Annotated in this window: 23 protein-coding genes; 12 read left to right on the forward strand and 11 right to left on the reverse strand. The window is 60.9% G+C overall.

From position 1 onward, the window contains the following. Window positions 1-97 precede the first annotated feature (97 nt). Complete coding sequence (gene ilvN / locus VIZ63_RS20990; RefSeq protein ID WP_331611744.1) at window positions 98-601, reverse strand: acetolactate synthase small subunit; 504 nt, start codon at window positions 599-601, stop codon at window positions 98-100. 365 nt (window positions 602-966) lie between these two features. On the opposite strand from ilvN, the gene ilvB reads away from it, so the two are divergent. Continuing rightward, a complete protein-coding gene (gene ilvB / locus VIZ63_RS20995) occupies window positions 967-2,757 on the forward strand; it encodes a biosynthetic-type acetolactate synthase large subunit (RefSeq protein ID WP_349261247.1) in 1,791 nt (596 codons plus the stop codon). A gap of 106 nt (window positions 2,758-2,863) precedes the next feature. Continuing rightward, window positions 2,864-3,283, forward strand: a complete 420-nt coding sequence (locus VIZ63_RS21000) for a VOC family protein (protein ID WP_331611746.1) — start codon at window positions 2,864-2,866, stop codon at window positions 3,281-3,283. A 107-nt stretch (window positions 3,284-3,390) separates the two neighbouring features. Here VIZ63_RS21000 and VIZ63_RS21005 read toward each other — a convergent pair whose 3' ends face one another. From VIZ63_RS21005 to VIZ63_RS21030, 6 genes are all read right to left on the reverse strand, one after another. Continuing rightward, window positions 3,391-4,593, reverse strand: coding sequence for an acetyl-CoA C-acyltransferase (locus VIZ63_RS21005; protein WP_331611747.1), 1,203 nt, complete (start codon window positions 4,591-4,593; stop codon window positions 3,391-3,393). 158 nt (window positions 4,594-4,751) lie between these two features. Continuing rightward, window positions 4,752-6,833 carry a 3-hydroxyacyl-CoA dehydrogenase NAD-binding domain-containing protein gene (locus VIZ63_RS21010; RefSeq protein ID WP_349261248.1) on the reverse strand — a complete coding sequence of 694 codons (2,082 nt, stop codon included), beginning with the start codon at window positions 6,831-6,833 and terminating at the stop codon, window positions 4,752-4,754. Between the two features lie 213 nt (window positions 6,834-7,046). Continuing rightward, complete coding sequence (locus VIZ63_RS21015) at window positions 7,047-7,469, reverse strand: TfoX/Sxy family protein (protein ID WP_331611749.1); 423 nt, start codon at window positions 7,467-7,469, stop codon at window positions 7,047-7,049. 160 nt (window positions 7,470-7,629) lie between these two features. Next, the gene (locus tag VIZ63_RS21020) at window positions 7,630-8,802 is read right to left on the reverse strand and encodes a CmpA/NrtA family ABC transporter substrate-binding protein (RefSeq protein WP_331611750.1); all 1,173 of its coding nucleotides are present in this window, start codon (window positions 8,800-8,802) and stop codon (window positions 7,630-7,632) included. Then, on the reverse strand, window positions 8,799-9,404 hold the full coding sequence (locus tag VIZ63_RS21025; protein ID WP_331611751.1) for an ANTAR domain-containing response regulator: 606 nt from the start codon (window positions 9,402-9,404) through the stop codon (window positions 8,799-8,801). Before VIZ63_RS21025 ends, VIZ63_RS21020 begins: the two co-directional genes overlap by 4 nt. Before the next feature lie 745 nt (window positions 9,405-10,149). Further along, entirely contained in the window at window positions 10,150-11,655 is a 1,506-nt protein-coding gene (locus VIZ63_RS21030) for a tetratricopeptide repeat protein (RefSeq protein ID WP_331611752.1), read from the reverse strand. An 81-nt stretch (window positions 11,656-11,736) separates the two neighbouring features. Here VIZ63_RS21030 and VIZ63_RS21035 point away from each other — a divergent pair, with 81 nt between their 5' ends. Then, window positions 11,737-12,225 carry a cupin domain-containing protein gene (locus VIZ63_RS21035; RefSeq protein WP_331611753.1) on the forward strand — a complete coding sequence of 163 codons (489 nt, stop codon included), beginning with the start codon at window positions 11,737-11,739 and terminating at the stop codon, window positions 12,223-12,225. 380 nt (window positions 12,226-12,605) lie between these two features. Here the strand turns inward: VIZ63_RS21035 and VIZ63_RS21040 are convergent, their stop codons facing one another. The 3 genes from VIZ63_RS21040 to rlmE form a co-directional block, all read right to left on the reverse strand. Further along, on the reverse strand, window positions 12,606-13,445 hold the full coding sequence (locus VIZ63_RS21040; protein ID WP_331611754.1) for a hypothetical protein: 840 nt from the start codon (window positions 13,443-13,445) through the stop codon (window positions 12,606-12,608). Between the two features lie 163 nt (window positions 13,446-13,608). Beyond that, entirely contained in the window at window positions 13,609-14,703 is a 1,095-nt protein-coding gene (locus VIZ63_RS21045; RefSeq protein ID WP_331611755.1) for an NAD-dependent epimerase/dehydratase family protein, read from the reverse strand. A 276-nt stretch (window positions 14,704-14,979) separates the two neighbouring features. Continuing rightward, window positions 14,980-15,600, reverse strand: a complete 621-nt coding sequence (gene rlmE / locus VIZ63_RS21050) for a 23S rRNA (uridine(2552)-2'-O)-methyltransferase RlmE (protein WP_331611756.1) — start codon at window positions 15,598-15,600, stop codon at window positions 14,980-14,982. Window positions 15,601-15,686: 86 nt separating this feature from the next. Here rlmE and VIZ63_RS21055 point away from each other — a divergent pair, with 86 nt between their 5' ends. From VIZ63_RS21055 to VIZ63_RS21090, 8 genes are all read left to right on the forward strand, one after another. Beyond that, entirely contained in the window at window positions 15,687-17,312 is a 1,626-nt protein-coding gene (locus VIZ63_RS21055; protein WP_331611758.1) for an NAD(P)/FAD-dependent oxidoreductase, read from the forward strand. Next, a complete protein-coding gene (locus VIZ63_RS21060; protein WP_331611759.1) occupies window positions 17,309-18,028 on the forward strand; it encodes an RNA methyltransferase in 720 nt (239 codons plus the stop codon). Before VIZ63_RS21055 ends, VIZ63_RS21060 begins: the two co-directional genes overlap by 4 nt. A 301-nt stretch (window positions 18,029-18,329) precedes the next feature. Next, window positions 18,330-19,295, forward strand: a complete 966-nt coding sequence (locus VIZ63_RS21065; protein ID WP_331611760.1) for an alpha/beta hydrolase — start codon at window positions 18,330-18,332, stop codon at window positions 19,293-19,295. A 1,081-nt stretch (window positions 19,296-20,376) separates the two neighbouring features. Further along, the gene (locus VIZ63_RS21070; RefSeq protein WP_331611761.1) at window positions 20,377-20,640 is read left to right on the forward strand and encodes a hypothetical protein; all 264 of its coding nucleotides are present in this window, start codon (window positions 20,377-20,379) and stop codon (window positions 20,638-20,640) included. Window positions 20,641-20,934: 294 nt separating this feature from the next. Beyond that, the gene (locus tag VIZ63_RS21075) at window positions 20,935-21,417 is read left to right on the forward strand and encodes a hypothetical protein (RefSeq protein ID WP_331611762.1); all 483 of its coding nucleotides are present in this window, start codon (window positions 20,935-20,937) and stop codon (window positions 21,415-21,417) included. A 595-nt stretch (window positions 21,418-22,012) separates the two neighbouring features. Next, entirely contained in the window at window positions 22,013-23,146 is a 1,134-nt protein-coding gene (ltrA, locus tag VIZ63_RS21080; protein WP_331611768.1) for a group II intron reverse transcriptase/maturase, read from the forward strand. Between the two features lie 198 nt (window positions 23,147-23,344). Then, window positions 23,345-23,569: a hypothetical protein gene (locus VIZ63_RS21085; RefSeq protein WP_331611763.1), complete on the forward strand. Its 225-nt coding sequence runs from the start codon at window positions 23,345-23,347 to the stop codon at window positions 23,567-23,569. 298 nt (window positions 23,570-23,867) lie between these two features. Beyond that, window positions 23,868-24,278 carry a hypothetical protein gene (locus VIZ63_RS21090; RefSeq protein ID WP_331611764.1) on the forward strand — a complete coding sequence of 137 codons (411 nt, stop codon included), beginning with the start codon at window positions 23,868-23,870 and terminating at the stop codon, window positions 24,276-24,278. A gap of 429 nt (window positions 24,279-24,707) precedes the next feature. On the opposite strand, the gene VIZ63_RS21095 is transcribed toward VIZ63_RS21090, so the two are convergent. Then, window positions 24,708-25,703, reverse strand: coding sequence for a hypothetical protein (locus tag VIZ63_RS21095; RefSeq protein ID WP_331611765.1), 996 nt, complete (start codon window positions 25,701-25,703; stop codon window positions 24,708-24,710). Between the two features lie 396 nt (window positions 25,704-26,099). Between VIZ63_RS21095 and VIZ63_RS21100 the strand changes: the two genes are divergently transcribed. Continuing rightward, the gene (locus VIZ63_RS21100; RefSeq protein ID WP_331611766.1) at window positions 26,100-26,411 is read left to right on the forward strand and encodes a hypothetical protein; all 312 of its coding nucleotides are present in this window, start codon (window positions 26,100-26,102) and stop codon (window positions 26,409-26,411) included. Window positions 26,412-26,511 lie beyond the last annotated feature (100 nt).

Consider the following 26,511-nt stretch of genomic DNA (forward strand, 5'->3'; position numbering starts at 1 on the left):
GGCTGACACCCTGCCCGATGTCGCACCGAGTCGAACTAATCGGAGATCCCGGCTCTGCCGGGGGTGGCGGCGCCGTTGCCGCGTGAACCGATTCAGTTCATGCGCTGAGAGTGGTGGCGCCGCGAAGGATCGCGAGCGCACCGCTACGCGCGACTTCAAGAACCTCGCCGAAGCTCCCCACCTCGACGACGAACCGGTTGATTTGCGATTCACTATCAGTGAGTTGGACGGTAAAACTTTCCGCTTCGTCCGACAAGACCTGCGCGCCGGCTTTTTCCACCGACTCGTGCAATCGACCGAGCAGGCTGGGCGGCACGCGCAATTTGAGCAGCAGCAGCTCGCGCTCTACATGCTGATCGCTGGTCATGTCATCGACATTGACGACGTCGATGAGCTTCAGCGACTGCTTGACGATCTGCTGCACGACGGCTTCCGAACCGCTCGTGACCAGTGTGAGGCGCGATACCGTCGGGTCGTCCGTCGGAGCAACGTTCAGTGACTCGATGTTGTAACCGCGCGTCGCGAGCAGGCTGGTGACACGGGTCAGGGCACCGACTTCGTTCTGCAACAGAATGGAAATGATGTGGCGCTTGGTCGTCATCCTAAGGATTCCTCGAACGGGCCGGTCGGTGTCTGACCGACAGATTCAGGTCAGGTACCTCTGCGGTGTGGGTGCCATTTCCGCGGGAACGGGAGCATACGGGAAGAACTGGAAATTTCCATGGGCAGAGGCCCGTGAAGAGGCCGATCCCGGGGCCTGACCATCGGTCCGCGACATGGACGCTGAGGGGCGGGTGCTGCTAGGCTTCTTTGCAGTGCATTAGCGATGTCCGGGCCCGAAAACGGGCCATCCATTCTCCTGACTCCAGCGGGCCCGCCCTGCGGACCCACCGACGGAAAGCAACAGTCGTGAAATACGGTCAAGCCGCGCTCAACACCAGCGCTCATTCGCTTGCCGGACAGCAGATGTCTGGCGCCGACATCATCGTCCAGGTTCTGGCCGACGAAGGCGTGGATGTGGTGTTCGGTTACAGCGGCGGCGCGATCCTGCCGACCTACGACGCCATCTTTGTCTACAACCAGCAGCGGTCCGACAGCAATCAGCGCCAGATGCCGCTGATCGTACCGGCGAACGAGCAGGGCGCAGGCTTCATGGCGGCAGGCTATGCCCGCGCGAGCGGCAAGGTGGGCGTATGCATCGTCACCTCCGGCCCGGGCGCGACCAATACCGTCACGCCGGTGCGCGATTGCATGGCGGATTCGATTCCGATCGTCGTGATCTGCGGCCAGGTGCCCACCGCCGCAATCGGCAGCGATGCGTTTCAGGAAGCGCCGGTCGCCAGCATCATGGGCTCGGTCGCAAAGCACATTTTCCTCGTGACGGATCCCGCCAAGCTCGAAGCGACGATCCGCACCGCGTTCGAGATTGCACGCACCGGCCGACCCGGCCCGGTCGTCATCGACGTTCCCAAGGACGTACAGAACTGGCGCGGCACGTTCCAGGGCGCGGGCCGTCTGCCCGTGGCCGGCTATCGCCATCGCATGAATCGTCTCGTGCGCAACGTTCTGTCGGACGATCAGTGCGAAGAGTTTTTCCGGATGCTGGGTGCGGCGAAACGTCCGCTGATCTACGCCGGCGGCGGCGTGATCAATTCCGAAGGCGCCGAGGCGCTGCGCGAGCTGGCTATCGAATTCCAGATTCCGGTCGTGACCACGCTGATGGGGCTCGGCGCGGTCGACACCATGCACCCGCTGTCGATGCGCATGCTGGGCATGCACGGAGCAGCGTTCGCCAACTACGCCGTCGATGATTGCGATTTCCTGTTTGCGCTCGGCGCCCGCTTCGACGATCGGGTGGCGGGGAATCCGTCGAAGTTCGCGCCGAAAGCGAAGTGCATTGCACAGATCGATATCGACGCGTCGGAGATCAACAAGGTGAAGCCGGTGCAGTGGCACCACGTCGGTCTGTTGCCGGAAGCGCTGCGGGCGCTGCGCAGCTACGGTCGGCGCGTCAGCTTCCGTCGCGACTGGTCGGAATGGCACCGGCATTGCGCCGATCTGCGTACGCGCCATGCGATGAACTACGACCGCGCCAGCGCATTGGTACAGCCGTACTACGTGATCGAAGAGATCAACAAGCTCACCAAGGGTCAGGCGATCATCAGTACGGGCGTCGGTCAGCACCAGATGTGGGCCGCGCAGTATTTCGATTTCGCCCAGCCGCGCCTGTGGCTCACGTCCGGCAGCATGGGCACGATGGGCTTCGGCCTGCCCGCCGCCATCGGTGCGCAGTTCGCGCAGCCCCAACGGCTGGTCATCGATATCGACGGCGATGCCAGCGTGCGCATGAATGTCGGCGAACTCGAGACCGTGACCACGTACGATCTGCCAGTCAAGGTCGTGGTGCTCAACAACTGCGGCGACGGCATGGTGAAGCAGTGGCAGAAGCTGTTCTTCAAGGGCCGGCTGTCGGCAAGCGACAAGTCGCTGCACAAGAAGGACTTCATCAAAGCCGCGCAGGCCGACGGATTCCAGTTTGCCGTGCGCCTCGATCGCAATGAAGACGTGCCGCGCGTCGTGCGCGAATTCATCGAGTTCAAGGGCCCGGCATTCCTCGAGGTCATGATCGACCCGGATGCCGGCGTCTACCCGATGGTCGGTCCCGGCCAGGCCTACGATGAAATGATCACCGGCGATCACATCGTGTCGCGGCACAAGACACAGATCCGGACGCCGGATGCGTCGGAGATGTTTTGAGAAGAGGCTGACTGGTCAACTGGCTAACCGGCCCACTGGCCAGCGTCTCTCTGATTTTTCCCATGCTGGCCAGATAGCCAGTTAGCCCGTTTGCCAGTCAGCCATCATGAAATACCTCCACACCATGGTCCGCGTGACCAATCTCGATGAGTCGTTGAAGTTCTACTGCGACGCGCTGGGGTTGCGCGAAGTGCGGCGAACCGAGAACGAGAAGGGCCGGTTCACGCTGGTGTATCTCGCCGCGCCGGGCGATGACGCCGCGCAGGTGGAACTCACGTACAACTGGGATCCCGAGGAGTACAAGATCGCGCGCGCGTTCGGTCACCTCGCGTACGAAGTCGACGACATCTACGCCGCCTGTCAGCGATTGATGGATCACGGCGTCACGATCAATCGTCCGCCGCGCGATGGCTACATGGCCTTCATCCGCTCGCCCGACAGGATCTCGATCGAACTGCTGCAGAAAGGGGCGGCGCTGCCGCGCCAGGAGCCGTGGGCATCGATGCCGAATGTCGGGGAATGGTGAGAGTGGGCTGTCGGGGATCGACGCGATGTTCCACGAGTACCGCACCCCGAAATAAAAAAGGGGCGAGACCTGGTCCCGCCCCTTTGTTTCGATCGATCCGTCGAGGATCAGAAGATTTCGAATAATCCCGCGCCGCCCATGCCGCCGCCGATGCACATCGTCACGACGCCGTACTTCGCGCCGCGCCGCTTGCCTTCGATCAGCAGGTGACCGGTCATGCGTGCGCCGGACATGCCGTAGGGATGACCGATGGAGATCGCGCCGCCCGAGACGTTGAGCTTGTCGTTCGGGATGCCAAGCTTGTCGCGGATGTAGAGCACCTGGCTCGCAAATGCCTCGTTGAGTTCCCAGATGCCGATGTCGTCCATCGTCAGGCCGTGCAGCTTCAGCAGCTTCGGTACGGCGAAGACCGGGCCGATGCCCATTTCATCCGGGTCGCAACCCGCGACCATCATGCCGCGATACGCACCGAGCGGTTTCAACCCGCGCTTCTCGGCTTCCTTGGCCTCCATCAGCACTAGCGCCGCAGCGCCATCGGAGAGCTGCGATGCATTACCGGCGGTGATGAACTTGCCTTCCTTGATGCGCTGACCGTTCTTGAACACCGGCTGCAGTTTCTGCAGGTCGGCGAGCGTGGTCTGCGGACGATTGCCTTCGTCGAGCTTGATCGTCACTTCCTTCTGAGAAACCGTGCCGGTCTCCTTGTCGGCGACCTGCATGATCGAGGTCAGCGGGGCGATCTCATCGTTGTAACGACCTTCCGCCTGTGCCTGCGCCGTGCGCTGCTGCGACTGGAGCGAATACTCATCCTGCGCTTCGCGGCTCACGCCATAACGCTCGGCGACGATCTCAGCCGTCTCGAGCATGCTCATATAGATCTGCGGAATGTTTTTCACGAGCCACGGATCGGCCGCGCGGAAATGATTCATCTTGTCGTTCTGTACCAGCGAGATCGATTCGACGCCGCCGCCGACCGCGACCTGCATGCCGTCGGTGATGATCTGCTTCGCTGCAGTCGCGATCGCCATCAGGCCGGACGAGCACTGACGGTCGATCGACTGCCCCGGCACCGTGACCGGCAGACCCGCGCGCAGCAGCGCCTGACGTGCGACGTTGCCGCCCGTCGAGCCCTGCTGCAGAGCACAGCCGATGATTACGTCCTCGACTTGCGCCGGATCGATGCCGGCGCGCTTCACCGCCTGTGCGATGGCATGGCCGGCCAGTTCCTGGCCCTGGGTGTTGTTGAACGCACCGCGATACGCTTTGCCGATCGGTGTGCGGGCCGTAGAGACGATGACTGCTTCACGCATGTTCAATCCTCAGATTCGATTCAGTTCTTACAGAGATCGGATCTCCACGGGGAACACGGGCTACCACGGGGTCAAGACAACCAGAAAGCCTTCTCGAACCCAGTGTTCCCCCGTGATCCCCGTGGAAAATCCGGCTCCTTCTTCAGAAATTCGTCCGATTACTTCAGGTCCTGGAAACGTTTGCCTTCGGCTGCCAGTTTTTCCAGCAGCGGTGAGATCGTGAAATCCTTGCCCAGCGTCGGGCCGTACTCCTTGAGCTTCGCGACCACGTTCTTCAGGCCGACTGTATCGGCGTAGAACATCGGGCCGCCGCGATAGACCGGCCAGCCGTAGCCGTTGATCCAGACGATGTCGATGTCGGAAGGACGGATGGCGATGCCTTCTTCCAGGATCTTCGCTCCCTCATTGATCTGGGCGTAGGTGCAGCGTTCAAGGATCTCCTCCTCGGAGATCTTGCGTTGCGGATTGCCGGATTTCGCCGCGAACTCCTTGATGATCTTTTCCGTGACCGGCGAGGGGTTGGCCTTGCGCTCGGCGTCGTAGTCGTAGAATCCGGCGTTGGTCTTCTGGCCGCGGCGATCCATTTCGCACAGCACGTCGCGAATGGTCGCGCCTTTCGACGTCTCCTTGCTCCAGCCGATGTCCAGACCGGCGAGGTCCGACATCGCGAACGGGCCCATCGGCATGCCGAAATCGAACAGCACCTTGTCCACATCCCAGGGCATCGCGCCTTCGAGGATCATTGCCTGCGCCTGCACCTGACGCGCCGCGAGCATGCGATTACCGACGAAGCCGTGGCACACGCCGACCAGCACGCCGATCTTGCCAATTTTCTTTGCGAGCTGCATCGAAGTGGCAACGACCTGCTTCGACGTTTTCTTGCCCCGCACGACTTCGAGAAGTCGCATCACGTTCGCAGGCGAGAAGAAGTGCAGGCCGATCACCCACTCGGGGCGCTGCGTGGCACTCGCGATCTCATCGACGTCCAGATACGAGGTATTCGACGCCAGGATCGCACCCTGCTTGACGATCTTGTCGAGTTTGCCGAAGACGTCCTTCTTGATCTCCATGTTCTCGAACACGGCTTCGATGACCAGGTCGCAGTCGGCGAGCACGTTCAGATCGAGCGTACCCGTCAGCAGATTCATGCGTGTGCCGACGTCTTCCGGCTTCAGCTTGCCGCGCTTCGCTGTCGTTTCGTAGTTCTTGCGGATCACGCCAAGGCCGCGATCGAGCGCTTCCTGCCTGGTTTCGACGATCGTCACGGGAATGCCGGCATTGGCAAAATTCATGGAAATGCCGCCGCCCATCGTGCCGGCGCCGATCACGCCGACTTTCCTGATCGGCAGGACCGGTGTGTCTTCGGGCACATCCGGAATCTTCCAGGCCTGACGTTCGGCGAAGAACACATAGCGCTGTGCGGCGGACTGCACGCCGTTCATGAGTTCCAGGAACAACGTACGTTCGATCTCGATGCCCTGATCGAACGGTTGGTTCACCGCGGCTTCGACGCAGCGGATGTTGTACTCGGGGGCGAGGAAGCCGCGGAACTTGCGCGCGTTGGCCTTGCGGAAGTCCGCGAAGATTTCCGGCTTGCCGCGTGCAGCGAGCACCTTGTCGTTCAGGTCGCGCACTTTCTTCAATGGACGATTTTCTGCGATCACTTTCTTCGCAAACGCGACGGCGCCATTGCGAAGATCGCCTTCCGGCACGATCTCGTCGATGAGGCCAACGCTCTGCGCCCATGTGGCGGGTACATGTTTGCCGGATGTCATCATGTCGAGCGCAGCTTCCGGGCCGACGATGCGCGGCAGGCGCTGCGTGCCACCCGCGCCGGGCAGCAGGCCAAGGTTCACTTCAGGCAACCCGCACTTCGCGGATGGAACAGCGACCCGATAGTGGCAGCACAGTGCGACTTCGAGACCACCGCCGAGCGCGGTGCCGTGAATGGCGGCGATCACTGGCTTCGGTGAATTTTCGATGACGGCCTCGACATCCTGAATGCTCGGCGGCACTGGCGGCTTCCCGAACTCGGTGATGTCCGCACCCGCGATGAATGTCTTGCCTTCGCAGATCAGCACGACCGCCTTGACGGACGCATCGGCAATGGCCTGTTTGATTCCCTCGATGACGCCGACGCGCACGACTTGCGACAGCGCGTTCACCGGCGGGGAATTGAGCGAGAGGATGGCGATGTCGCCTTCGACGGCGAGATTGGCCACGGCGTTGATAGCCCCCATCAGTGCGTCTCCCATGTAAGTCGAAGTGAGAACAAGCCCGCTGCAAAGCCGACATTGAGTGCCTGCGTGGCGAAACTCAAACGATCGGCATGCGCGGCGGGGGCGGCATTATAGGCGCGATTTCAGTACTGAATACTGCAGCGCAAAGATTCCGCACCGCAGTTGACGAGGAAACGTCAAACGACTGGACTGTCGGACAAACCCACGCCTGAGCTATCGCTCAGTTCCGCGTCGACGTTTGGCCCGGCCCGTTGGGCTGGCTGCAGATTTGCGTTTTCCGGTCGGCTGGGGGCGCCGTTGCTTTGCTGCAGATGCAGATGCTGCGACAGCGAGCGACTTGCGTGTCCAGACCCTGAGTTCCTCCGCATCCTCGAGTACGTCTTCGGGCAACTGGTAATAGCTCATCGAGTACGTGGGATCGTTCGCGAACGGTCGAAACGGTTCGCATCGTCGCGCCACGAAATCTGCGCGATTGCTGTCATCGACTTTCAGGTACAGCGTGTCGTCAGCGATGAGCGCAAAAAACAAACCGCTCGCGTACAACCCGACGCCGCCGAACATCCGTCGCGATGTCACCTGCATGAAGTTCGCGAACTGGTCGACGACGTAGGCGAGATAGTCGGTGGAGACTGGCATGGCGGGATCGAGGATAACCACAGACAGGCGTAGTACACAAAGGAGCACAAAGGCTCAGGCATTCAATGAGGCCTCTGCTTCATTTGTGCTTTTGTGTAGTCCCGCTCTATTTCTGGTCCCCGCTCGTCCGGTGGCAGTCTGTTCGGTCAAAGGGTGGTGCTCATTCTTCTGCCAGATATTCGCGAAGACGCGCCGCATCGAACACACGACCGTCGAAGAATCCGTCAGAGGGGTGCAGTCCTTCGGCCTTGCTGTCGTGGTCGGGCATGGGCACGTTCAACGGTGCGAGTGCCGCGCGATAGAGATCGGGACGGTAGGTCGCGTGAACGGCTTCCAGATCCGCGCTCGAGAACTCGATCTGTTTCCAGCGCACCATCTGTGAGTAGAACCAGAGCGCGTGGCTGATCCAGGGGAAGGTCGCGAAGTGGCGCGACGGCAGATAGAAATTCTCGATGCTCTGCGGCTCGCTGCCCGGCACCAGCGTCAGGTTGCCCGAGAGACCTCCCTGCAGAATGTGCGCGGGCGCACCCACGTACTTGGATTCCGACAGCAGGCGCGCGAGTTCTTCTCGATTGTCCGGCTGTTCGCACCACTCGGAAGATCGGTACAGCGCACGTATCAGCGCAGCAATGCGTTCGGGAAAGCGCTCGGCCCATTCGCGCCGGCATCCCAACGCCTTCTCCGGACTCAGGCGCCAGATCGCGGTGGTCGTCGCGATGATGCTGCCGACACCGACCGATACCGCGAGACTGTTCCACGGTTCGCCTGCACAGAAGCCATCGATGTGTCCTTCACGCAGTGCGTCAACGAGCAGAGGCGGCGGCAGCACCACCAGGCGCACGTCGTGATCGGGATCGATGCCGACCGCGCTCAACCAGTAGCGCAGTTCGTAGTTGTGACACGAGAAGGGATACACCATCGCGAAAGTGAGCTGTGCTTCGTTGCCGCGCTGACGTTCCATGACCACATCGTGCAGCGCCTGTCCCTGAAGAAGCGGATTGGCGCCGGCCGCAGCGCCGGCCTTTTGCATCTGCTGCCACAGCGGCTGGGAAACCGTGATGGCATTGCCGCCCAGGCCGAGCGACAGCGGCGCCACCATGGGCACGCGCAGGTGACCAATGCCGAGCGTGGAGGCAACCGTCATCGGGCCGAGCATGTGTGCGGCGTCGAAATGCCCGACCACCACCCGATCGCGGATGTTTGCCCACGATGTTTCACGCACCAGCGTCAGGTCGATACCTTCCTCGTCGGCGAATCCCTTCTCGACGGCGGCCACCAGCGGCGCGCAATCGAGCAGCGGGATAAAGCCAACGACGACGCCCGATGAAGTCATTTCAATAGCCTTGCTGCAGTCACGACGTTTTGCGCCACTTCGCTGATGCGTCGGTTTTCATTCATGGCGGCCTTGCGCAGCAACGCGTACGCGGCTTCCTCGCTCATGCCATTGCGGTTCATCAGAATGCCCTTGGCGCGCTCGACCACCTTGCGCTCGTCGAGTGCTGCGCGCGCGCGTTCCAGTTCCTCGCGCAGTTTGCGGAATGCATTGAAGCGACACACGGCCATGTCCAGCACGGCCTTGACGCGCTCCTTCTTCAGGCCGTCGACGACGTAGGCGCCGACGCCCGCATCGACGGCGGCCTCGATCATGTCGGTCTCCGAGCGGTCCACGAACATCGCGATGGGGCGGCTGACGCAGCGCGACACCTGGAACATCTGTTCCAGTACGTCGCGGTTCGGATTCTCCAGGTCGATGAAGATGACGTCGGGATCGTTGTCGACGATGCGCCGCATCAGGTTCTGCATGTCGCGCACGATGGTGACGCGCCGATAGCCGGCTTCGCGCAGGCCGTCTTCGAGAATGGCGGCCCGCATCACGTTCTGATCGACGATCAGGATGTGCAGAGTCGTTTCGTTGGCGGGCTTTTCGTCTGGCATCGGCACCACATGGGTGCAACTAGCAACTGTCTACGTGATCTGATTGGTTGCTGGAACCCACGCTGCACGATCTTCGTCCGAAGCGCCGGCATCTGCTCTCCGGCGGATCAATAAAAGCGCATTCGGCCGCACGTCGCCGCAGCGTGATGGGGGATTCTCCTGTATTCGTCTCTGGCACACCAGTTGCAAATCCGACAGCAACGGATGCGTTCGCTGATTTGCGGGCATATCCAGCGAATACGCAGGCCCAGCATCTGGCCTGCTGGCAACGCCGCCGACTTCATGCGCGCTTCTACGCACGCGCTCGAGGTCGGTGGCGTTTTTTTTTGGGCCGCGATGCGGCCTCATCGATTGGTGCCCACAAGAAGCACAGACGAGCACAAGTGAAGAGAGGCTTCATGAAATCCGGCTTCGTGAGAGCGGATCGCAATTCTTGCGTTCCTTTGTGGTCGTGTGTGCTCCTTTGCGTACCTGCTCCTCAAGGCGTCCGCGTACCCGCAAAGCGCTGCTCGAACATCCGCAGTACTACGAGTACCGCGCGGAACTGCTGCAGTTTCTGGCGGATTGCGATTGCGAACACAAGGCGGCCTGGAGCCGGGTTCGCGGAACCTGAGAAAAGAAAATCTCCACGGGGAACACGGGGAACACGGGGAACACGGGGAACACAGGGTCGGAGAGAAGAAATCAGTTTTCACTTTTTCGTTCTTTGTGCTTTTTTGCGGCCCTTCGTCCTGGCTCCTGCGGATTACTCAGGCTTCTTGATCTTCTGCGGCCGCAGCTTGCACCCATACACCGCAGGCTCGGTCTTGCAGATATCCGGCAGGCCGTGATCCTGCCAGAACGGCAGCAGGCCCTCGACGCTGACGATCTCTGCGAAACCGTCGTGCTTGCGCAGGAACGCGGTGTTCGGCAACCACAGGATTCGCAGGGGCACGGCCGCGTTCTGTTTGTGTAGACGCAGCATCCGGTTGAAGACGAAGTCGGATTGTCGTAGCGCCGCGCCGCAGATGAGTTCCGTCACCGGATCGATCAGTTGATCGTTCGCAGCGCGAGTGATGGCTTGTAGAGCCTGTGCGGTCTCGCGGCGGTTGTTCGCGGCGCGCAGCAGCGGCTCCACCCAGGCTGAAGAATTCCTGGTGGTTTCGGCATTGTGTAGCGCACGTTGCGCGTCGGCGGTCTGCCCCGACAGCATCGCTTCCAGCGCTTCCACGAGAGCAACATCGAGCGCGTTGCTGTGATGAGTGCCGTCATCGACGGTCCCCGTGGCGAGCCGTGCGTATGCGAGACACTCGTTCGCCCCGACATTGGCGGGTTGCAGCGTCACGGCGCGCTGCGTGATGGGCAGGGCCTGGGTCGCATGACCCACGTCCATCAACAGACAGCCGAGACCTTCGAGCGCCGCAGTGGCGTTCGGATCGGTTTGCAGCGCCGTGCGGAAGTGGTCGAGCGCGGTGGCCCAATCACCGCGTCGCAGACTGACGAGTCCCAATGCGCTCTGCGCATTGGCCAGCGCCGGATCGAGCGCGAGCGCACGTTCCGCCGTGGTTTCCGCCAGGGCTGTCAGCGAGCCGACGTCCTTGCCGCCGAGACCGAGATAGGCAATCGCCAGCAGCGAGCGTGCGCGGGCAAAACCCGGCCGCTTGCGCGTCAATGCTTCGAGGCGCTCGACACTGGCCGAGGCGACCGTCATCGCCGGTTGTGTGAAGCCGCGTCCGTCCGCTCCCAGCAGCTCATTGGCACTGCTCAGATAGGTGTCATAGGCGTCCGGGTCATCCGTTCCGATCAGTGCGACCCAGTCACCCTGCGCGTGAGCTGCGTCGAGAAAGGCGGGCAATGTCGTTGCAAAAGCGCGCAAAGTGTCGAGCGCCCGGGCGCCAATGTCGATTTGCTCTTCGCGCTCGACAACGTCGTCCGGCGCCACCAGCTTCATGACTGCCGTGGTGGCCGGCGCCGGCTGCACTTCGATCCGCAGCGTGTAGGCCGAGCGAGCGTCGGGTCCGACTGGCGCGACCTGCATGCGGCCGCGGAGCAGCAGGTGTCGCAGCTCGCGTTCGAGCCAGGCGGGATCCGCCGGTTGCGCGGCAATGGCGGAGACCTGCAATGGGCGCGACGCATGAAATTTGTCGCGCGCCGGCGTCGCGGTGGCGGGGGGCGCCTCGTTCGGTACGTCTTCCGGCGTGCAACTGCGCAGCGTCAGCCACGCCACCAGCGCAGCGAGCAGCAGCAGTCCGACGATGCGCCATCTGTTCATGGCGCGAAGAGTGCCAAAGAAGTTGACGGTTGTCTGTGCGCGGTTGAGAGTCGGCGCTGTTCAACTGCCGGCCCAATCGCCATGACTGATCGTCCCAATCTCTATCTCCTGCGCGCCGCCGATATCGCGGCCCGTTCGCAGACCTTCTCGCATCCGTGGAATCCGCTGTCGGAAATGACCGGCTATCAGCTGGCGAAATCGACCGGCCTGCGGCGCACCGGCGTGAATCTCGCGCGGATCGCGCCCGGCAAGGAATCATTCGTGTACCACTCGCACTGGCAGGAAGAGGAGTGGATCTACATCATCGCGGGCCGAGGTATCGCACGGATCGATGGCACCGACTACGAAGTCGGGGTCGGCGACTTCATGGCCTTTCCGGCCCCGGGTGTTGCGCACCACCTCGGCAATCCGTTCGATGCCGAACTGGTCTATCTCGTCGGCGGCGAGAATCGCGACGTGGATGTGGTCGACTTTCCGGATCTCGGCAAACGCATGTTCCGGTACCCGAAGGGCGTCGATGTGGTGGATCTTGCCGCGGTGCGGCCTTTCGGACCGCTGGATCAGGAATGAAGATGTTTCACACGCAGACCGAAGGGAATGGTTCACCCATCGAAGCGTAAACGCCACGGTGTTGAAACCAGGCCATCAATTTTTGGGTATGTTTCGACCAGCTCCCTTCGACAGGCTCCGGGCGAACGGATGAGGAAGCCGTTTCGAGTCTTCTGCGTCCGTGCTGAGCCAGGTCGAAGCACTTGCGCTCGTCCATGGAATCTCAGCACGAACGGAATAAATCAGACCTTCCTTAAGGTTGCCGGTGCCGATCTTTAAGGTTCTTTCTGTGGGTCCGACTTTAGTCGGACATCTTGAGACCAAGGAATGTCCGACTGAAGTCGGACCCACAAAGCTTGAAGTTCGGACTTGCAGGCTTATGTGAGTTCTTCTTCCGCAAGTCACTGCCACCGGTTCCCGCCCTGATCCTGCACCGTCGCGAGCTGATCGCGGCGTGAGAGGCCCTGGAAGGTCGAGCCGCGGACGAAGACCTTGGCCTGGCTGCCGGCTTCGAACGAACTGGTGCCGCCTTCGATATGGCTGTTCGTGATATGCACGATTCCATCCTGGATTCGCACACCGGTGCCGGACGCCACGATGTTACTGTTCGTGAGGTATAGCTCGCAGCCGCCACGCACGGTGATGGCGTCGCCTTCGACATAGATGTTGCGATTGTCCAGGTGCAGCATGCGCGGGCCTTCGCAGATGATCGGTTCGGCTGCGCGCGGGCCCTGCGATTGCGGCGTCGCGGTGGCTGCGGGACCGGAAGACACGACACTGATGCCAGGGCCGCTGACCCGCAGCTGGCCGTCGACGCGATCGATGGTGTAGGGCTTCTCGCCGCTTGCCATGGCGGCGGGTTCACCCGCTGCAGATGATGGAGCGGCTTCGACCGGTGCTGAGTCTGCGATGGCTGCCCGTGCAGCAGGTTCAGAAGCCACGACGGCGGGCGCAGGTTCGGTCGCCGCTGCCGGCGCGAGCGCCAGCGGCTTGCGAAGCAACTGCGACACCGGTGCCGCGGCGATTTCCTTCAGCGGTACGGCACTGACGGTACCTGTCGTGCGATCGCGCAGCGTGAACACGCTGGCCTGTTCATCCGTGGCGACGATCTCGACGTCGGGATTGCGTTCCAGCGCAGCCCGCGCCCACTGCAGTTCCGATCCCTCCTGCTTCGCGCAGCCGGTGACGATGGCCAGCAGCGGCAGCAGCCAGCGAACTTTCCGTGTCGAACTCTGCGTCATAAAGCCCCCGTCCGATGTCGACGCAATCGACCGTCGAGATGGGCTATTAAATCGCGATGACGCGTCCGATAGAAAGCCAAATCTGCAGGGGGCGATCAGGACAAGAACCTACATCGCCGCGATCTGGCACCAACCTGAGGACCCGGCACGTCGCTACATTGCGTTATGTCGCGCCGTGGCTCGCATGCCAGAGCTTCAGCAGCTCCGCTTCGCGCTCCGGCGTCAGGCCAGCGCGCAATTTCTTCTGTTGTTCGGCCGGGCGCTGACTGTGCCATGCCAGCGTGTCGGCAATGGTCGTCGACACCTCGCGGAACCGCATTCCCCTGGCCACCGCCCGAGCCGAACTGACCAGCGCGGTGCCCGCGTACTCACCGGTCGGCGGTGCCCAGATGGGCAGTTCGTTACTGTCGACCAGCTTCTGCTTCTCCACGAACGCAGGGTCGACCCACGTGAAGCGCGTGTCGGCCCGGGTAAGTCGCTTCGCGGTTTCCACCACATCGCCCATCGTTACGCAGCCGGGAGGATTGCAGGCGTTGTAGCGTCCAGGAATGCGCTGTTCGACACACACACGGACGAAGTCCGCCAGGTCGCGCACATCGATGAACTGCACAGGATCACGTGCCGTTCCCGGCACCAGCATTTCGCCGCCGCGCGCCGTGCGCACGGGCCAGTAAGTGAAGCGATCCGACGTGTCGCCAGGGCCCACGATGTATGACGGACGCACGATCGAACATGCACTGCCGTAAGTAGCTTCGACCGCTTGCTCGCACAGGGCCTTGAGTGCGCCGTAGTCCTTGTTGATGTCCTCGCTGTCGGGCGCCGAAAGCGAGGCGAGCTTGTAGTCCTCATCGATGCCGGGCGGCGTCAGGTTGGCATACGCGGAGATGCTGGAAATGAACAGGTAGTACTGCGTGTGGCCCTTGAGCAGATCGGCGCTGAGCTTCACGTCCTTCGGCAGGAAGCCCGAGTTGTCGATGACGACGTCCCAGTCGCGATTCTTCAGCGCATCGAGCTGCCCATGGCGATCGCCGTGCAGCGTTTCGACGTCGGGAAACAGTCCGGGATTGCGCTTGCCGCGATTGAACAGCGTGAGCTTGTGACCGGCCTCGCGCAGCGAACTCACGAAATGCGGCCCGATGAATCCCGTGCCGCCCAGGATCAGCACCCGCAGCGGCTTCGTCTCCGCGAATGCACTGCCGCCGATCACGCTCGCGGCAAGCGTCGCCGCTCCAAACTTCATCGCCTGACGTCGATTCATCCTTCAGGTACTCCTGCAAACGAATGAACACAGACTAACCACAAAAGAAGCAGGGATTGCCGGCGTAAAGACGGACTGATCGCGGGATGCGACGAACCGACTGCGGATCGGAATAGGGGTAACCGCAAAGAACGCATAGAACGCAAAAAAAGCGAACATATATATAAGAGCGCCCTACCGGGGATCTTGCGGATTCAGTCCGATGTTCCATCAATCCGGATTTGCGTTCTATGCGTTCTTTGCGGTTACTCCGGCTCTCCAGTTCCCGATTGTTGCTCAGCCCTTGAACCCCCGAGCAACGAGATACACCTCGCGCGAGCGCGGGCGCGACGCCGCCGGTTTGCGGATCGACACCTTCTCAAAAGACGTGCGCACGTCCTTGATGTAGTCCTCCGATCCCGATCCCTGGAAGACTTTGGCTACGAAGTTGCCCTTGGGCTTCAGCACCTTCCTGACCATGTCGAGCGCCAGTTCGACGAGGTACATGGACGACGCCTGGTCGGCCGAGTCGATGCCGCTGATGTTCGGGGCGATGTCGGAAATGATCAGGTCGGGTCGCCGGTCGCCCAGAAGCTCCAGGATCTGGTTGAGCACCGCGTTGTCAGTGAAGTCGCCCTGGATGAAATCCACGTTGTGGATGTGGTCCATGTGCAGGATGTCGGTGGCGATGACGCGACCCTTTTCGCCGACGATGCGGCCCGCGACCTGCGACCAGCCGCCGGGCGCCGAGCCCAGGTCCATGACCAGCATGCCGGGCCGCAGCAAACGGTCCTTCTCATTCAGCTCGATGAGCTTGTAGCTGGAGCGCGAGCGATAGCCATCCTTCTGCGCCTGTTTGACGTAGGGATCGTTGACGTGCTCTTGCAACCAACGGTGACTGCTTTTGGAACGGGCCATGAGAGAACCGGAAACGTTACACTTCGCATCATTCTACCCTGTAACCCGCACCTTCCTTTGCCGGAGTCACCGGCCAGGAGCTGGCCTTGATCCGCATTACCGAACTGTCGTTGCCTCTTGATCATCCGCCTGAGGCGCTGCGCCCGGCCTTGCTGAAGCGCTTGAACCTGCCGGACGCCGATCTGCTCGATTTCACGGTGTTCAAACGCAGTTATGACGCCCGCAAGAAGAACAGCGTCATCACCTTCGTCTACATCGTCGACCTCGAGGTCCGTGACGAGGCGACGGTCCTCAAGCGTTTCGCCCGCGATCAGCACGTCCGACCCGCGCCGGACACGAATTACTATCCGGTAGGGGAGGCGCCCCAGACGCTGACCGAGCGCCCGCTGATCGTCGGTTTCGGACCGTGCGGTCTGTTCGCGGCGCTGCTGCTGGCGCAGATGGGATTCAAACCCATCGTCCTCGAGCGCGGTCGCGATGTACGACGCCGCACCAAGGACACCTGGGGCCTGTGGCGCAAGAACACCCTGACCCCGGAATCGAACGTGCAGTTCGGCGAAGGCGGCGCCGGACTGTTCTCCGACGGCAAGCTCTACAGCCAAATCAAGGATCCGAAGTTCTACGGTCGCAAGGTGATGCACGAGTTCGTGCGTGCCGGCGCGCCGGACGAGATCCTGTATGTCAGCAAGCCGCACATCGGGACGTTTCGCCTGACTGGCGTCGTCTCGCGCATGCGCGAGGAAATCATAGCGCTCGGCGGCGAGGTGCGCTTCGAGAGCAGGGTCAGCGACTTCCTCGTTGAATCCGGACAGGTCGAAGGCGTCGTGCTCGACAACGGCGAGACTCTGCGCAGCCGTCACATCGTGCTGGCGCTGGGGCACAGTTCGCGCGACACCTTTCGCGTGCTGCATCGGCGCGGCGTGTTCATGGAACCCAAGCCCTTCGCGATCGGCTTTCGCATCGAACACCCGCAATCGATGATCGATCGCGCGCGGCTCGGCAAGTATGCCGGCCACCCCGAATTGGGCGCCGCTGACTACAAGCTCGTGCATCACGCGAAAAACGGTCGCTCGGTGTACAGCTTCTGCATGTGCCCGGGCGGCACCGTGGTGGCTGCAACCTCCGAGCAGGGGCGCGTCGTGACCAACGGCATGAGCCAGTATTCGCGCAACGAGCGCAATGCCAATGCCGGCATCGTCGTCGGCATCAATCCGGAAGAGGATTTCCCCGGCGGCCCGCTCGCGGGTGTGGAGTTGCAGGAGAAGCTCGAGTCGCTGGCGTATGAACTCGGCGGCAGCGATTACTGTGCGCCCGGGCAACTGGTCGGCGACTTCGTGCGCAATACCGCTTCGACACAGTTCGGCGAAGTCGAGCCGTCGTACAAGCCCGGCGTGAAGTTGGGGGATCTGTCGTCCTCGCTGCCGGACTATGCGATCGAGGCCATTCGCGAGGCGCTGCCGGCCTTCGGTCGTCAGATTCATGGCTTCGATCGCGACGATGCAGTGTTGACCGGCGTCGAAACGCGCACCTCATCGCCGCTGCGCATCACGCGCGATACTGAAACCTTGCAGAGCCTCAGCGTGCGTGGGCTCTACCCGGCAGGTGAGGGCGCTGGCTACGCCGGCGGCATCCTCTCGGCTGGCGTCGATGGCATCAGGATCGCCGAAGCCGTCGCCAAATCCATGCTCGACGCGCACCGGAACCCCGTATGAAGTTCGACGACCTGAAAAAGCTGCATCAGAAAAAGTATCGCGAGGAATTCGGCTACTACCTCGTCGAAGGCGAGCACCTGGTACTGGAGCTGCAGAAAGCGGCGGCGAAGAATCCGCAGCTACAGGGGTGCAAGGTGTACGTCGGCGACGATCAGGAAGACTGGCGCACGCCGTTCGAAAAGCACGTCGTCAGCAATCGACGCATGGAGGAACTGTCGGAAACGAAAACGCCGCAGGGAATCGTGGCGCTCGTCCCCATGCTGCGAGCCGTTCCAGCTCGCAGCGGCGAACGTGCGGTCTATTTATATGAGATCCAGGACCCGGGAAATCTCGGCACGATCCTGCGCACCCTGGCGTGGTTCGGCAATCTGCGCTGCGTGCTGAGTCCCGGCAGCGTCGATCCCTTCAACTCGAAAGTCCTGCGCGCCAGCGTCGGTGCGATCTTCCACGTCCCGATCGAGACCGACGTGCCGCTGGACGCTCTACGACAACGCTTCAAGCGCATCGCCTGTCTCGACATGCAGGGTGAGCCGCTGCAGTCCAGGGCGTTCCGTGACTTCGACTGCTATCTGTTTGGCAATGAAGCGCGCGGCGTGCCACGCGATCGGATGGCTGCGCTCAACGCGTCGCCGTTCACGATTGCAGGCAGCGGCGCCATCGAATCGCTCAATGTCGCGACTGCCGTGAACATCTGCGTTTACGAACTGAATCGGTAGCTCCCGTTGGTCCTGAGGTATTTGGACACCGGCAAGTGAAGAACGCGCTTTCTCTTTCCTTGTGAGTCCAGCTTCCAAGAAGAAGATATCCACGAGGAGCACGGGGAAGACAAGACTGAAAGAAGTCTCTCTTTCATGCCCCGCCCCGCGGGATTTCCCCGTGGGACTTCCGTTGGTCGCCTTCGGTCATGATCCCCCGTGCCCCTCGTGGAGATTCTTCTTTCTGGGGTCCTTACGCTTGCTGGACGCCGCATGGAAATAGCCGGCACACTCGCACCCGCGATCACAAACGGGGTGTGACATGCCGGATATCCAGCACCGCGAACTGTCCGTCAACGGCATCCGCATGCACGTCGCCGAGATGGGCAGCGGACCGCTCGTCATCCTCTGTCACGGCTGGCCCGAGCTGTGGTACTCGTGGCGACATCAACTGCCGGCGATCGCGCAGGCAGGGTTTCATGCGGTAGCCCCCGACATGCGCGGCTTCGGCGCGACCGATGCGCCAGCCGATGCCGGCGAGTACACGATCCTTCACACCGTCGGCGACATCGTCAGTCTCGTCGCCGCTCTTGGCGAGAAGCAGGCGTACATCGTCGGTCACGATTGGGGTGCGCCTGTTGCGTGGCACGCAGCGATGATGCGCCCCGATCTGTTTCCCGCCGTCGTCGGCATGAGCGTGCCGCACCGGCCTCGCGCACCCGATGCGCCGCTCAAAATGCTGCGCAAATCCGGACTCGAGAATTTCTACTGGATCTACTTCCAGACCCCCGGCGTCGCCGAAGCCGAGTTCGAGCGCGATGTCCCCATGACGATGCGCAGGCTGCTGTACGGCATCTCCGGTGACGTCAAAGTGGATCGAGAAAACCCGTTCATCGTCCCCGCAGGCAGCGGCTTTCTCGATCGCCTCGCCGTGCCGGAAGCGCTGCCAAACTGGCTGCGCGAAAAAGATGTCGAACGCATGGCCAGCGAATACCAACGCACTGGCTTTCGCGACGGCCTCAATCTCTATCGCAACATCGACCGCAACTGGGAACTCACCGCACCCTGGCAGAACGCGAAGATCACGCAACCCGCGCTGTTCATCGCAGGAACGCGCGACCCGGTGATCGCAGGCAAGCGCGGTGAAGTCGCGATCGAGCAGATGACTCAGACCGTGCCCGGCGTGCAGAAGATCATGATCGAAGGCGCGGGGCACTGGATCCAGCAAGAGCGACCGGAGCAGGTGAACGAGGCGGTGCTGAAGTTCCTGCAGCGCGTGTGCGGATAAGGAAGAGAGAACCCATGCGCCGTCACGCGTCCGTCATTGCGCCAGGACCCTGGCTCGCCGCGTCCGGCGTTCGTGCTTTTAGTACCTGCCGCTCGTTGGTCCCCGAAGAGCGAATCGAGACAGATAAAGGACTTACGTGCGAGACGATCTCCAGGTTATTCGTCAGTAGGCAGGTTATTCAGCAGCGAGGGACGCTCACCCATGAACAAGCCGTACAGCGCATGCCAGATTGCCCCGAAATTGAGGGGGCGGTTAGATCGCAGTCGGCAACATAATGCGAAAGGAACCAGGAGCTTGCCGACGCCCGCTGTTCCAGATTATTTGGCAGGGTCCCAGGTTATTCGTCAGACTGGTGCGATCTAAATCAAGTTGGGCCTCAGACGGTCAGAAGAATGAGCGCGTCGGCATCGTAGACATGTGATAGCCCGCAACGGCTTGCCAGTCGGTAGCTTCGATCAGGGGATGAAAGACATGCAGCGGCCACCGGAAATCTCGTCCCAGCTTCACGAGCCACCAGCTTCGAGCACATCTTCGTCTGTTACATCCTTCCGCAGCTTCGTTCGCTTGTATCGCCTTTCGTTTCTGGCCTTGGCAGCTTCGTTCGTCTCGTTGATGGCGGCTCTTGGCAAGCAAGGTTATCGGTCGCAAAGACGAAGCAGCTGTTCACTTAATTTCGCGGCCTACCCCGGCATCGTGTGCCTTGAAACGTTGTGGCATTCTCAACGCGTGGCAAAGCGTGTAGTCAGTGGCAGTCGTAACGGGCCCAACAAGTGGGTCAAGTCCGCGCGCATTGCGCGCCCGACTGGCAAAGTCCTACGTCCTTTGCCAGCGGCTTACCCACGGCGTTATGCCTCAAGAGAAATGATGTCGTCGGCGTTGAGGCTGTTTGCAGGTTGCGGGTCACGTTGAGGTCGTCAGCTTCGGTCAGGGAATGAAGCCAATGCAGTGGCACTCAGGCGGGTCAGTCCGGGTTCGCGGGCGCGCAGCTTCAAGTTCATCGCCGCTTGTTCGGTCGTTCAGCAGCTCCGTTCACTTTCACCGCCTTTCGTTTCTGGCCGCATCAGCTTCGGACGGCTCGGTCATGGCGGCGCTCGGCAAGCAATGCCCGCAGTTCGCAGCTTCGGTTGGTTTCTGGGTTCGCGGCATCATCAGCGTCGCGGTTCAACTGGGCCTCGCGCGCTTTGAAGTCTTGTGCCAGTCTTTGAGGATGACCCGGCGTTTAGCAATCAGCCTGCGTGGCGGGCATAACAAGCTGTTGGTTGCGACCACACAAACGCTATCGCGTTTGTGTTCCCGCGGCACGTATGCCGCGGTGGCGCCACAACAGCGGCGTTGGGCTGTATAGCGCGGAGAGAAGAATGTCGTCGGAAGGGAAATCCAGTTTGTCGGTCCGTCGCAACCATCACGGCGCGAAGTCACTGCCATCCATTGCGCCTCGTGCCGTCTTCACCGGCGCTCAGTGGTCATCTCATCGTTTCGTAGCTGTGTCATCGGCAGCAGCCTCATCGAAGCTCAGTCAGGCAGCTTCGTTCCGCGCGCAGCGTCGCTCATCATTGTCAGAATCCCAGAGCGTCTCGCTCAGGGTTGCATCATCGTTTGCAGTTCAACGTCGCGTTGCCGTTCGCTCGGACAGCGCAGCATGTGCTTCCAGATTTTCTTTCCTTCGTTCAATCTCGCTGCCCAACAATGCGTTGGTTCCGACCGCCAACAGGCATGCGCCTGTTGGTTCGCGCAGCCAAAGAGCTGCGCCGGCGGCACAACGCAGGCGTTAGCGATGAAAGTTAGAACGGCGCTGGTAGCGACGGCCTTGGCCGTCTGTTGTGCTGTTGCATACTTTTGGTGGCACAGCTCCAAGCTTCACATGGTTTCCATCTTTGTCACTGGAAAGAATGGAGAATGCGTCATCTCGGAGAGCGAGGTCAGTTATGGCCCTTCCATGCTCTGCGTAAAGGCTCCGGAATATCTGCGGTCGACGTTGGGCTTGACCTCGGGCACGAGGGTTACCGTCGCCGCGACAAGGCATGTCGGTCCTAAAGAGCTAGACGCGCTGTTGGCTTCTCTAGCTGGTGATGGATATGAAGTCGAGAACGTCATCAAGGCTGTGGGTTTCGTTCGGGAGTAGCCCAGGAATCGCTAACAAATTGTTCAAGAGCCGACGTGCGAAGACGCACGCGGCTTAACAACGGCGTGTGTGCCGGGCATGGCACGAAGCTAGAGGAGTGAAAGTCTTCTCACCAGGTTTTCGCAGAGCCGAAGGTTAGCGAAAGGGCAAGGGCGTCACCGTGAGGTGGGGTCTGGAGGAAGCTCAACGCAAAGCTGCGGGGCGATGAACAAGAACCGGATATGAGGTGTGGTACACCTGGAACGAGCGGGCACGTGACTGCGAAGTTCTCCATCTGCGGTTGGGGTGTGCTTTATAAATCCGGCGTTTGCGCAGCGACAGTTTCGTGTCTTACCCCGGGAGATCTGTGCGGTGTTGAGGGAGCAACTGAACGCTGAGAGATCGGCGTTGATCGCCGCACAGAAGTCAGCAGAGGGCGTAGTAGTCGCGCAAGCGATGAAGGCCCGAACGGATCCCGCAAGGGACTAAAAGAGAGGGTCGGATTCTCGTGACGATCGGCGGTAGTGCATCTGACAAGCAGCGCAAGCTGTCTGCGGCGACGCAGGATGAAACCGTAGGTGGCGCACGGGAGCAGGCCGATCCGGTTGATGTGCTGATGGAGCGAGTGCTGGAGCGGGACAATCTCAAGCGCGCGCTCAACAAGGTTCGCAGCAACAAGGGCGGTCCGGGGATCGATGGCATGAGCGTCGATCAACTGTCGGATCTGCTGAAGTTGCAGTGGCCTTGCATCCGTGAGCAGCTACGTTGCGGAGCGTACCGCCCCTCGCCGGTGAGAACGGTGCTGATCCCCAAAGGGAACGGTGCAGTGCGACGGTTAGGGGTGCCAACGGTACTGGATCGCTTCATTCAACAGGCGTTACTGCAAGTACTCCAAAGCGAGTGGGACCCAACGTTTTCCCATTCGAGCTTTGGCTTTCGTCCGAAGCGTTCGGCCCATCAAGCGGTGGCCAGTGCGCAAGGGTATGTGCGCGCGGGCTACAGCTGGGTGGTGGATATAGACCTGGAGCAGTTCTTCGACAGGGTGAATCACGATGTGTTGATGCATCGTGTGCGCCGGCGTGTGAAGGATGCTCGAGTGTTGTGTCTGATTGGCCGGATGATGAGAGCGGGCGCGATACATGCGGGCGCTTTCAGTGCGACGACACAGGGCACGCCGCAAGGCGGACCGCTCTCGCCGCTGTTGGCGAATGTGTTGTTGGACGAGTTGGATCGCGAGCTGGAACGCCGGGGACATCGCTTCGTGCGCTACGCCGATGACTGCAACATTTATGTTCGCAGCCGCCGTGCGGGCGAGCGGGTGCTGGCCAGCGTCACAGGCTTCCTTGAGAAACAGCTGAAACTCAAAGTGAATGAGCACAAGAGTGCGGTGGATCGACCGTGGAAGCGGCGCATCTTAGGCTTTACGTTCACTCGCCATCGGCCGAATCGACTGATGGTGAGTGCGAAAGCGATCGATGCGTTCAAGCAAACGGTGCGCGCCGTTACTCGGCGAACGCGTGGATGCACACTGAAACAGATCATCGATGAGCTGAGAATGACCCTGCTTGGTTGGAAAGCTTACTTCGGCCGTGCCGAAGTGAACTCACCGCTCAAAGAGCTGGATCAGTGGGTACGCCGGCGGTTGCGCTGTTATCAATGGAAGCAGTGGGGCAGTCGAGGGTATCGTTCGTTGCGTGAGCTGGGTGTGTCGCGCGAGCTGGCGTGGAATACCGCCAAATCGGCGCATTGACCATGGCGCTTGAGCCGCAGTCCGGCGCTGACGATCGCACTGCCTAGCGCATACTTCGCTCGCCTGGGTCTGCCCACATTGTCGAGTTCAGCACAATGACTCAATCATCCGAACCGCCGTATACGTGCTCCGTATGTACGGTGGTGTGGGAGGAGGGACATCGCGAGATGTCCCCCTATCCCGATTGGACGTAAGAACATGACCCTGGACGAATTCGCAGCAATTACTGGCAACGTCATTGCCGACCAAGGCTTTGATGGCTTTCAGCCAACTGCATGTCTTCCAGAGCGCAGAGAGGTAAGAACCTTGGCGGGGTTTCCGGATGACGAAGATCCGGAAGACTCTGTGCTGGAATGGGCAGCGGTTCTCGCAGGAGAGCAGGAGTTTCTGGTCGCGTTCAAAACTAACGCTTCTCATTTCTAGATCATCAGAAAGGCGGGTAACAAGACGCAATCCAAAGTCTACGAAGTCGTCCAACAATCGGTTCAACCCGATCGCCGCGAAGACGCGGCTCCGGGTTAACGGTACGTTGGGCCCAAACGAGAGTGCTGCTTCTTAGTAGGGGAGGTGTATGAATAGATTTCTTATAGTGCTCTTGATGTTGATGCTGAGTTCATGCGGGGGCAGCGGTCGCAGCGGAGGTTCGCAGGAGCCCATGCCTCGCGATGAGGCCATGAGTTGGGATAGCGACAGTTGGGATGAAAAGAACTGGGAGTAAAAGATGAAGAAGATGATTTTCGTAGGCTTGTTGGTTCCATGCGCGATCGTTTTGGCAGACCAGATCAATCTACCGCATACTTTCGCTGCCGGCGGCAAAGCAAAAGCCGCTGAGGTAAACAGCAACTTCAGCGCGTTGGTGACGGAGAGCAACGCTCAGGACAACCGACTGAATTCTCAAGAGAGCAGACTGGCGGCTCTTGAGGGCGTAAGCGCACCGACCGTATCCGATCAGCTCATTTGCGTGGCGTACTATAACTGGCCGATTGACGGTAGCTCGTATAGCTGTGTTCAAGCATCGAACCCATCAAACATTCGCTCGATGACGTATGCACAAGTGGCCGCAGAAAACTGGATTGCAGTATCCGTCGGTGGAGATGGTAGTAATCGCGTCGCCTACATATTTTCCAAGTAGCCACTGCCCGACAAACGCTTTCACGCGACGCGTTCAAGCAACGCGCGCGTGAATCGTAACGTTGGGCGTCGGAGAAAAAGGATGCAAATGCAATCTGATGATCCGGGGCTCGCTCTGGTCCACGCCATGCAAGAGCGCGTGGCGCTCGAGTACTGGGCTACGCCGACGACGGGTAGCAATTCCCGGCCTCGAATTGTCGTGTGGCGATCGTGCCTGAACAAGGACACGCACCAAATTACGTGCCTGAACAAGGACACGCACCAAATTACGAAGCGAAGTGCTGCCTGAACAAGGACACGCACCAAATCACGAAGCGAAGTGTCAGTCCATAAAGCATCGATCGGCCTCAATGACGGAAGTCAGCGCTGGATGTCACGCATTGCGAGAACGACACCACTGCTCTGTTGGTGTTCGGGTCGGCGAAACGTTTCAGCGGGAATAGAGCCGCTCGGCCTGCCGCAATCCCCGAATCCAGGATTGGCCGAGCGTCTGGGCGTGCAGTCGCAGATGATTGAGTCGGCCCAATGCGCGACCGAAGACATTGCCGGCCGGGCGCATGGCCAGCTGCCATGCATCCGTATCAATGTTCAGTCGCTTCATGAGGGGTGGCTGCTGGCTGTCGATGGCGCCATTCTTGTCCGATCGCACGGCGCGACCGGTCCAGTCCACCAGCTGCAGATAGTCATCCAGCGCAAAGGGAATCGTCTGTGCCGATGACAGCTCGGAATCGAAACGTCGAAGCGGTGGTTGCGAACTGGATTTGTTTCCCGCGGTCGCGGCGCTGTCAGTCTTCCTTGCTTGAATGCGCTGGTAGATCGACGTGAACTCGGAGGTTTCGGGCGTTGCGGCGACACCGGCACGGATCGGGTTGAGATCGACATAGGTCATGGCAGTCAGCACACCGGCTTCATCCAGTAGCGCCTGAGACCGGAAGCGACCCTCCCAGAATCGACCTGTGCAGCCATCCTCCGCGTTGGCGCGGCGCGCCAGATGCTCATTCAGGCACTTCATATACCAGCTGATGTCCGCCAATCGCTCGCGCCAAGTGGCGATGATGCGTTCGGCCGCTTCGCGCTCCACGGCGTCCGCCTGTCCGCGCTGCCAGCGCGCCACGAGCGGCGGCGCCCTGAACAGGGCGGTCCAACGAGCCACGACGGCGTCCAGGCTCCAGCACTTGGCCCGCGCGCGATCGACGTACAGCACCAGGTGATAGTGATTCGACATGATGGCGTAGGCACACAGGTCGATGGCGAACAGCGACGATTGAAGGGTCAGGCGCTCGAGCACCCACGTCTTGCGATGCGAATAGTCACGGCCTGCGTAGTCATCCACGCCCCACAGCCAGGCGCGGCGCACGCAACGCGCCACGACATGATAGTAGGGGGTGTCCTGCAGTGAGATCAGTGTCTTGCGTGCGTACGTCATGCCGAAGCCGGGACGAGTTCAGGTGGCTGGATACTCCAGCGCAGAGCAGCTTGATGGATGATGAATATCTGGCGGGATTGATGAGAAACTCGGGAATCGATGCGTGTCCTTGGGGATCTGAGGACGGCTGAGGACGCTCTGCTCGGGATCGATGCGTGTCCTTGGGGATTGGTTGGGGATTGAGGCTTGTCGATGCGTGTCCTTGAGGATTGGGGGATTGGACTTGGGGATTGAGGCTTGTCGATGCGTGTCCTTGAGGATTGCTTGAGAATTGATGCGTGTCCCTTGAGGATTGGAGTCAGATGCGTGTCCCTTTAGGAGTCCTGGGATTGATGCGTGTCCTTGAGGATTGGAGTCATGCCGGCTATTTCAAACGTTGGGCGTGAGGGGGGACAGATGAACCAATGGTCAGCCCGACGCGCGGTGCTCGTTGGCGGCTCCATCGCCGGCGCGCTCGATATTGCGTTCGCCATCTCTTTCGCAGACTTCAATGGAGTGCCGCCTGACCGCCTTCTGCAGACTGTGGCAAGCGGGGTTCTGGGAGAGAGCGCCTATGCGGGTGGCGCAGCTGCAGCGGCCCTCGGGCTGGGCCTGCATTTTTTCATGAGCTACATGATGGCCGGCGCTTATGTGCTCGCGAGTGGGCGTATCGGATTTCTGACGCGCCATGGGGCCTGTCTGAAATTCTGTGTTCGAGGCATATCATGACCGAGAGGAGTCGATATGCCGAGAAAGAAAAAGCACGAGACGCAGAACGATGCACAGCGCGCCGCTGAGCCCAAGATCCCGAAGGAGCTGCTTGACCAGC

This window comes from Povalibacter sp. (assembly GCF_036520495.1).
Taxonomy (GTDB): domain Bacteria; phylum Pseudomonadota; class Gammaproteobacteria; order Steroidobacterales; family Steroidobacteraceae; genus Steroidobacter.

Coding starts and splice junctions, on each gene's coding strand:
- ilvN (WP_331611744.1), bottom strand. CDS start 601: ATGACGACCAAGCGCCACATCATTTCCATTCTGTTGCAGAACGAAGTC.
- ilvB (WP_349261247.1), top strand. CDS start 967: ATGTCTGGCGCCGACATCATCGTCCAGGTTCTGGCCGACGAAGGCGTG.
- VIZ63_RS21000 (WP_331611746.1), top strand. CDS start 2,864: ATGAAATACCTCCACACCATGGTCCGCGTGACCAATCTCGATGAGTCG.
- VIZ63_RS21005 (WP_331611747.1), bottom strand. CDS start 4,593: ATGCGTGAAGCAGTCATCGTCTCTACGGCCCGCACACCGATCGGCAAA.
- VIZ63_RS21010 (WP_349261248.1), bottom strand. CDS start 6,833: ATGGGGGCTATCAACGCCGTGGCCAATCTCGCCGTCGAAGGCGACATC.
- VIZ63_RS21015 (WP_331611749.1), bottom strand. CDS start 7,469: ATGCCAGTCTCCACCGACTATCTCGCCTACGTCGTCGACCAGTTCGCG.
- VIZ63_RS21020 (WP_331611750.1), bottom strand. CDS start 8,802: ATGACTTCATCGGGCGTCGTCGTTGGCTTTATCCCGCTGCTCGATTGC.
- VIZ63_RS21025 (WP_331611751.1), bottom strand. CDS start 9,404: ATGCCAGACGAAAAGCCCGCCAACGAAACGACTCTGCACATCCTGATC.
- VIZ63_RS21030 (WP_331611752.1), bottom strand. CDS start 11,655: ATGAACAGATGGCGCATCGTCGGACTGCTGCTGCTCGCTGCGCTGGTG.
- VIZ63_RS21035 (WP_331611753.1), top strand. CDS start 11,737: ATGACTGATCGTCCCAATCTCTATCTCCTGCGCGCCGCCGATATCGCG.
- VIZ63_RS21040 (WP_331611754.1), bottom strand. CDS start 13,445: ATGACGCAGAGTTCGACACGGAAAGTTCGCTGGCTGCTGCCGCTGCTG.
- VIZ63_RS21045 (WP_331611755.1), bottom strand. CDS start 14,703: ATGAATCGACGTCAGGCGATGAAGTTTGGAGCGGCGACGCTTGCCGCG.
- rlmE (WP_331611756.1), bottom strand. CDS start 15,600: ATGGCCCGTTCCAAAAGCAGTCACCGTTGGTTGCAAGAGCACGTCAAC.
- VIZ63_RS21060 (WP_331611759.1), top strand. CDS start 17,309: ATGAAGTTCGACGACCTGAAAAAGCTGCATCAGAAAAAGTATCGCGAG.
- VIZ63_RS21065 (WP_331611760.1), top strand. CDS start 18,330: ATGCCGGATATCCAGCACCGCGAACTGTCCGTCAACGGCATCCGCATG.
- VIZ63_RS21070 (WP_331611761.1), top strand. CDS start 20,377: ATGGCGGCGCTCGGCAAGCAATGCCCGCAGTTCGCAGCTTCGGTTGGT.
- VIZ63_RS21075 (WP_331611762.1), top strand. CDS start 20,935: ATGTGCTTCCAGATTTTCTTTCCTTCGTTCAATCTCGCTGCCCAACAA.
- ltrA (WP_331611768.1), top strand. CDS start 22,013: ATGGAGCGAGTGCTGGAGCGGGACAATCTCAAGCGCGCGCTCAACAAG.
- VIZ63_RS21085 (WP_331611763.1), top strand. CDS start 23,345: ATGACCCTGGACGAATTCGCAGCAATTACTGGCAACGTCATTGCCGAC.
- VIZ63_RS21090 (WP_331611764.1), top strand. CDS start 23,868: ATGAAGAAGATGATTTTCGTAGGCTTGTTGGTTCCATGCGCGATCGTT.
- VIZ63_RS21095 (WP_331611765.1), bottom strand. CDS start 25,703: ATGACGTACGCACGCAAGACACTGATCTCACTGCAGGACACCCCCTAC.
- VIZ63_RS21100 (WP_331611766.1), top strand. CDS start 26,100: ATGAACCAATGGTCAGCCCGACGCGCGGTGCTCGTTGGCGGCTCCATC.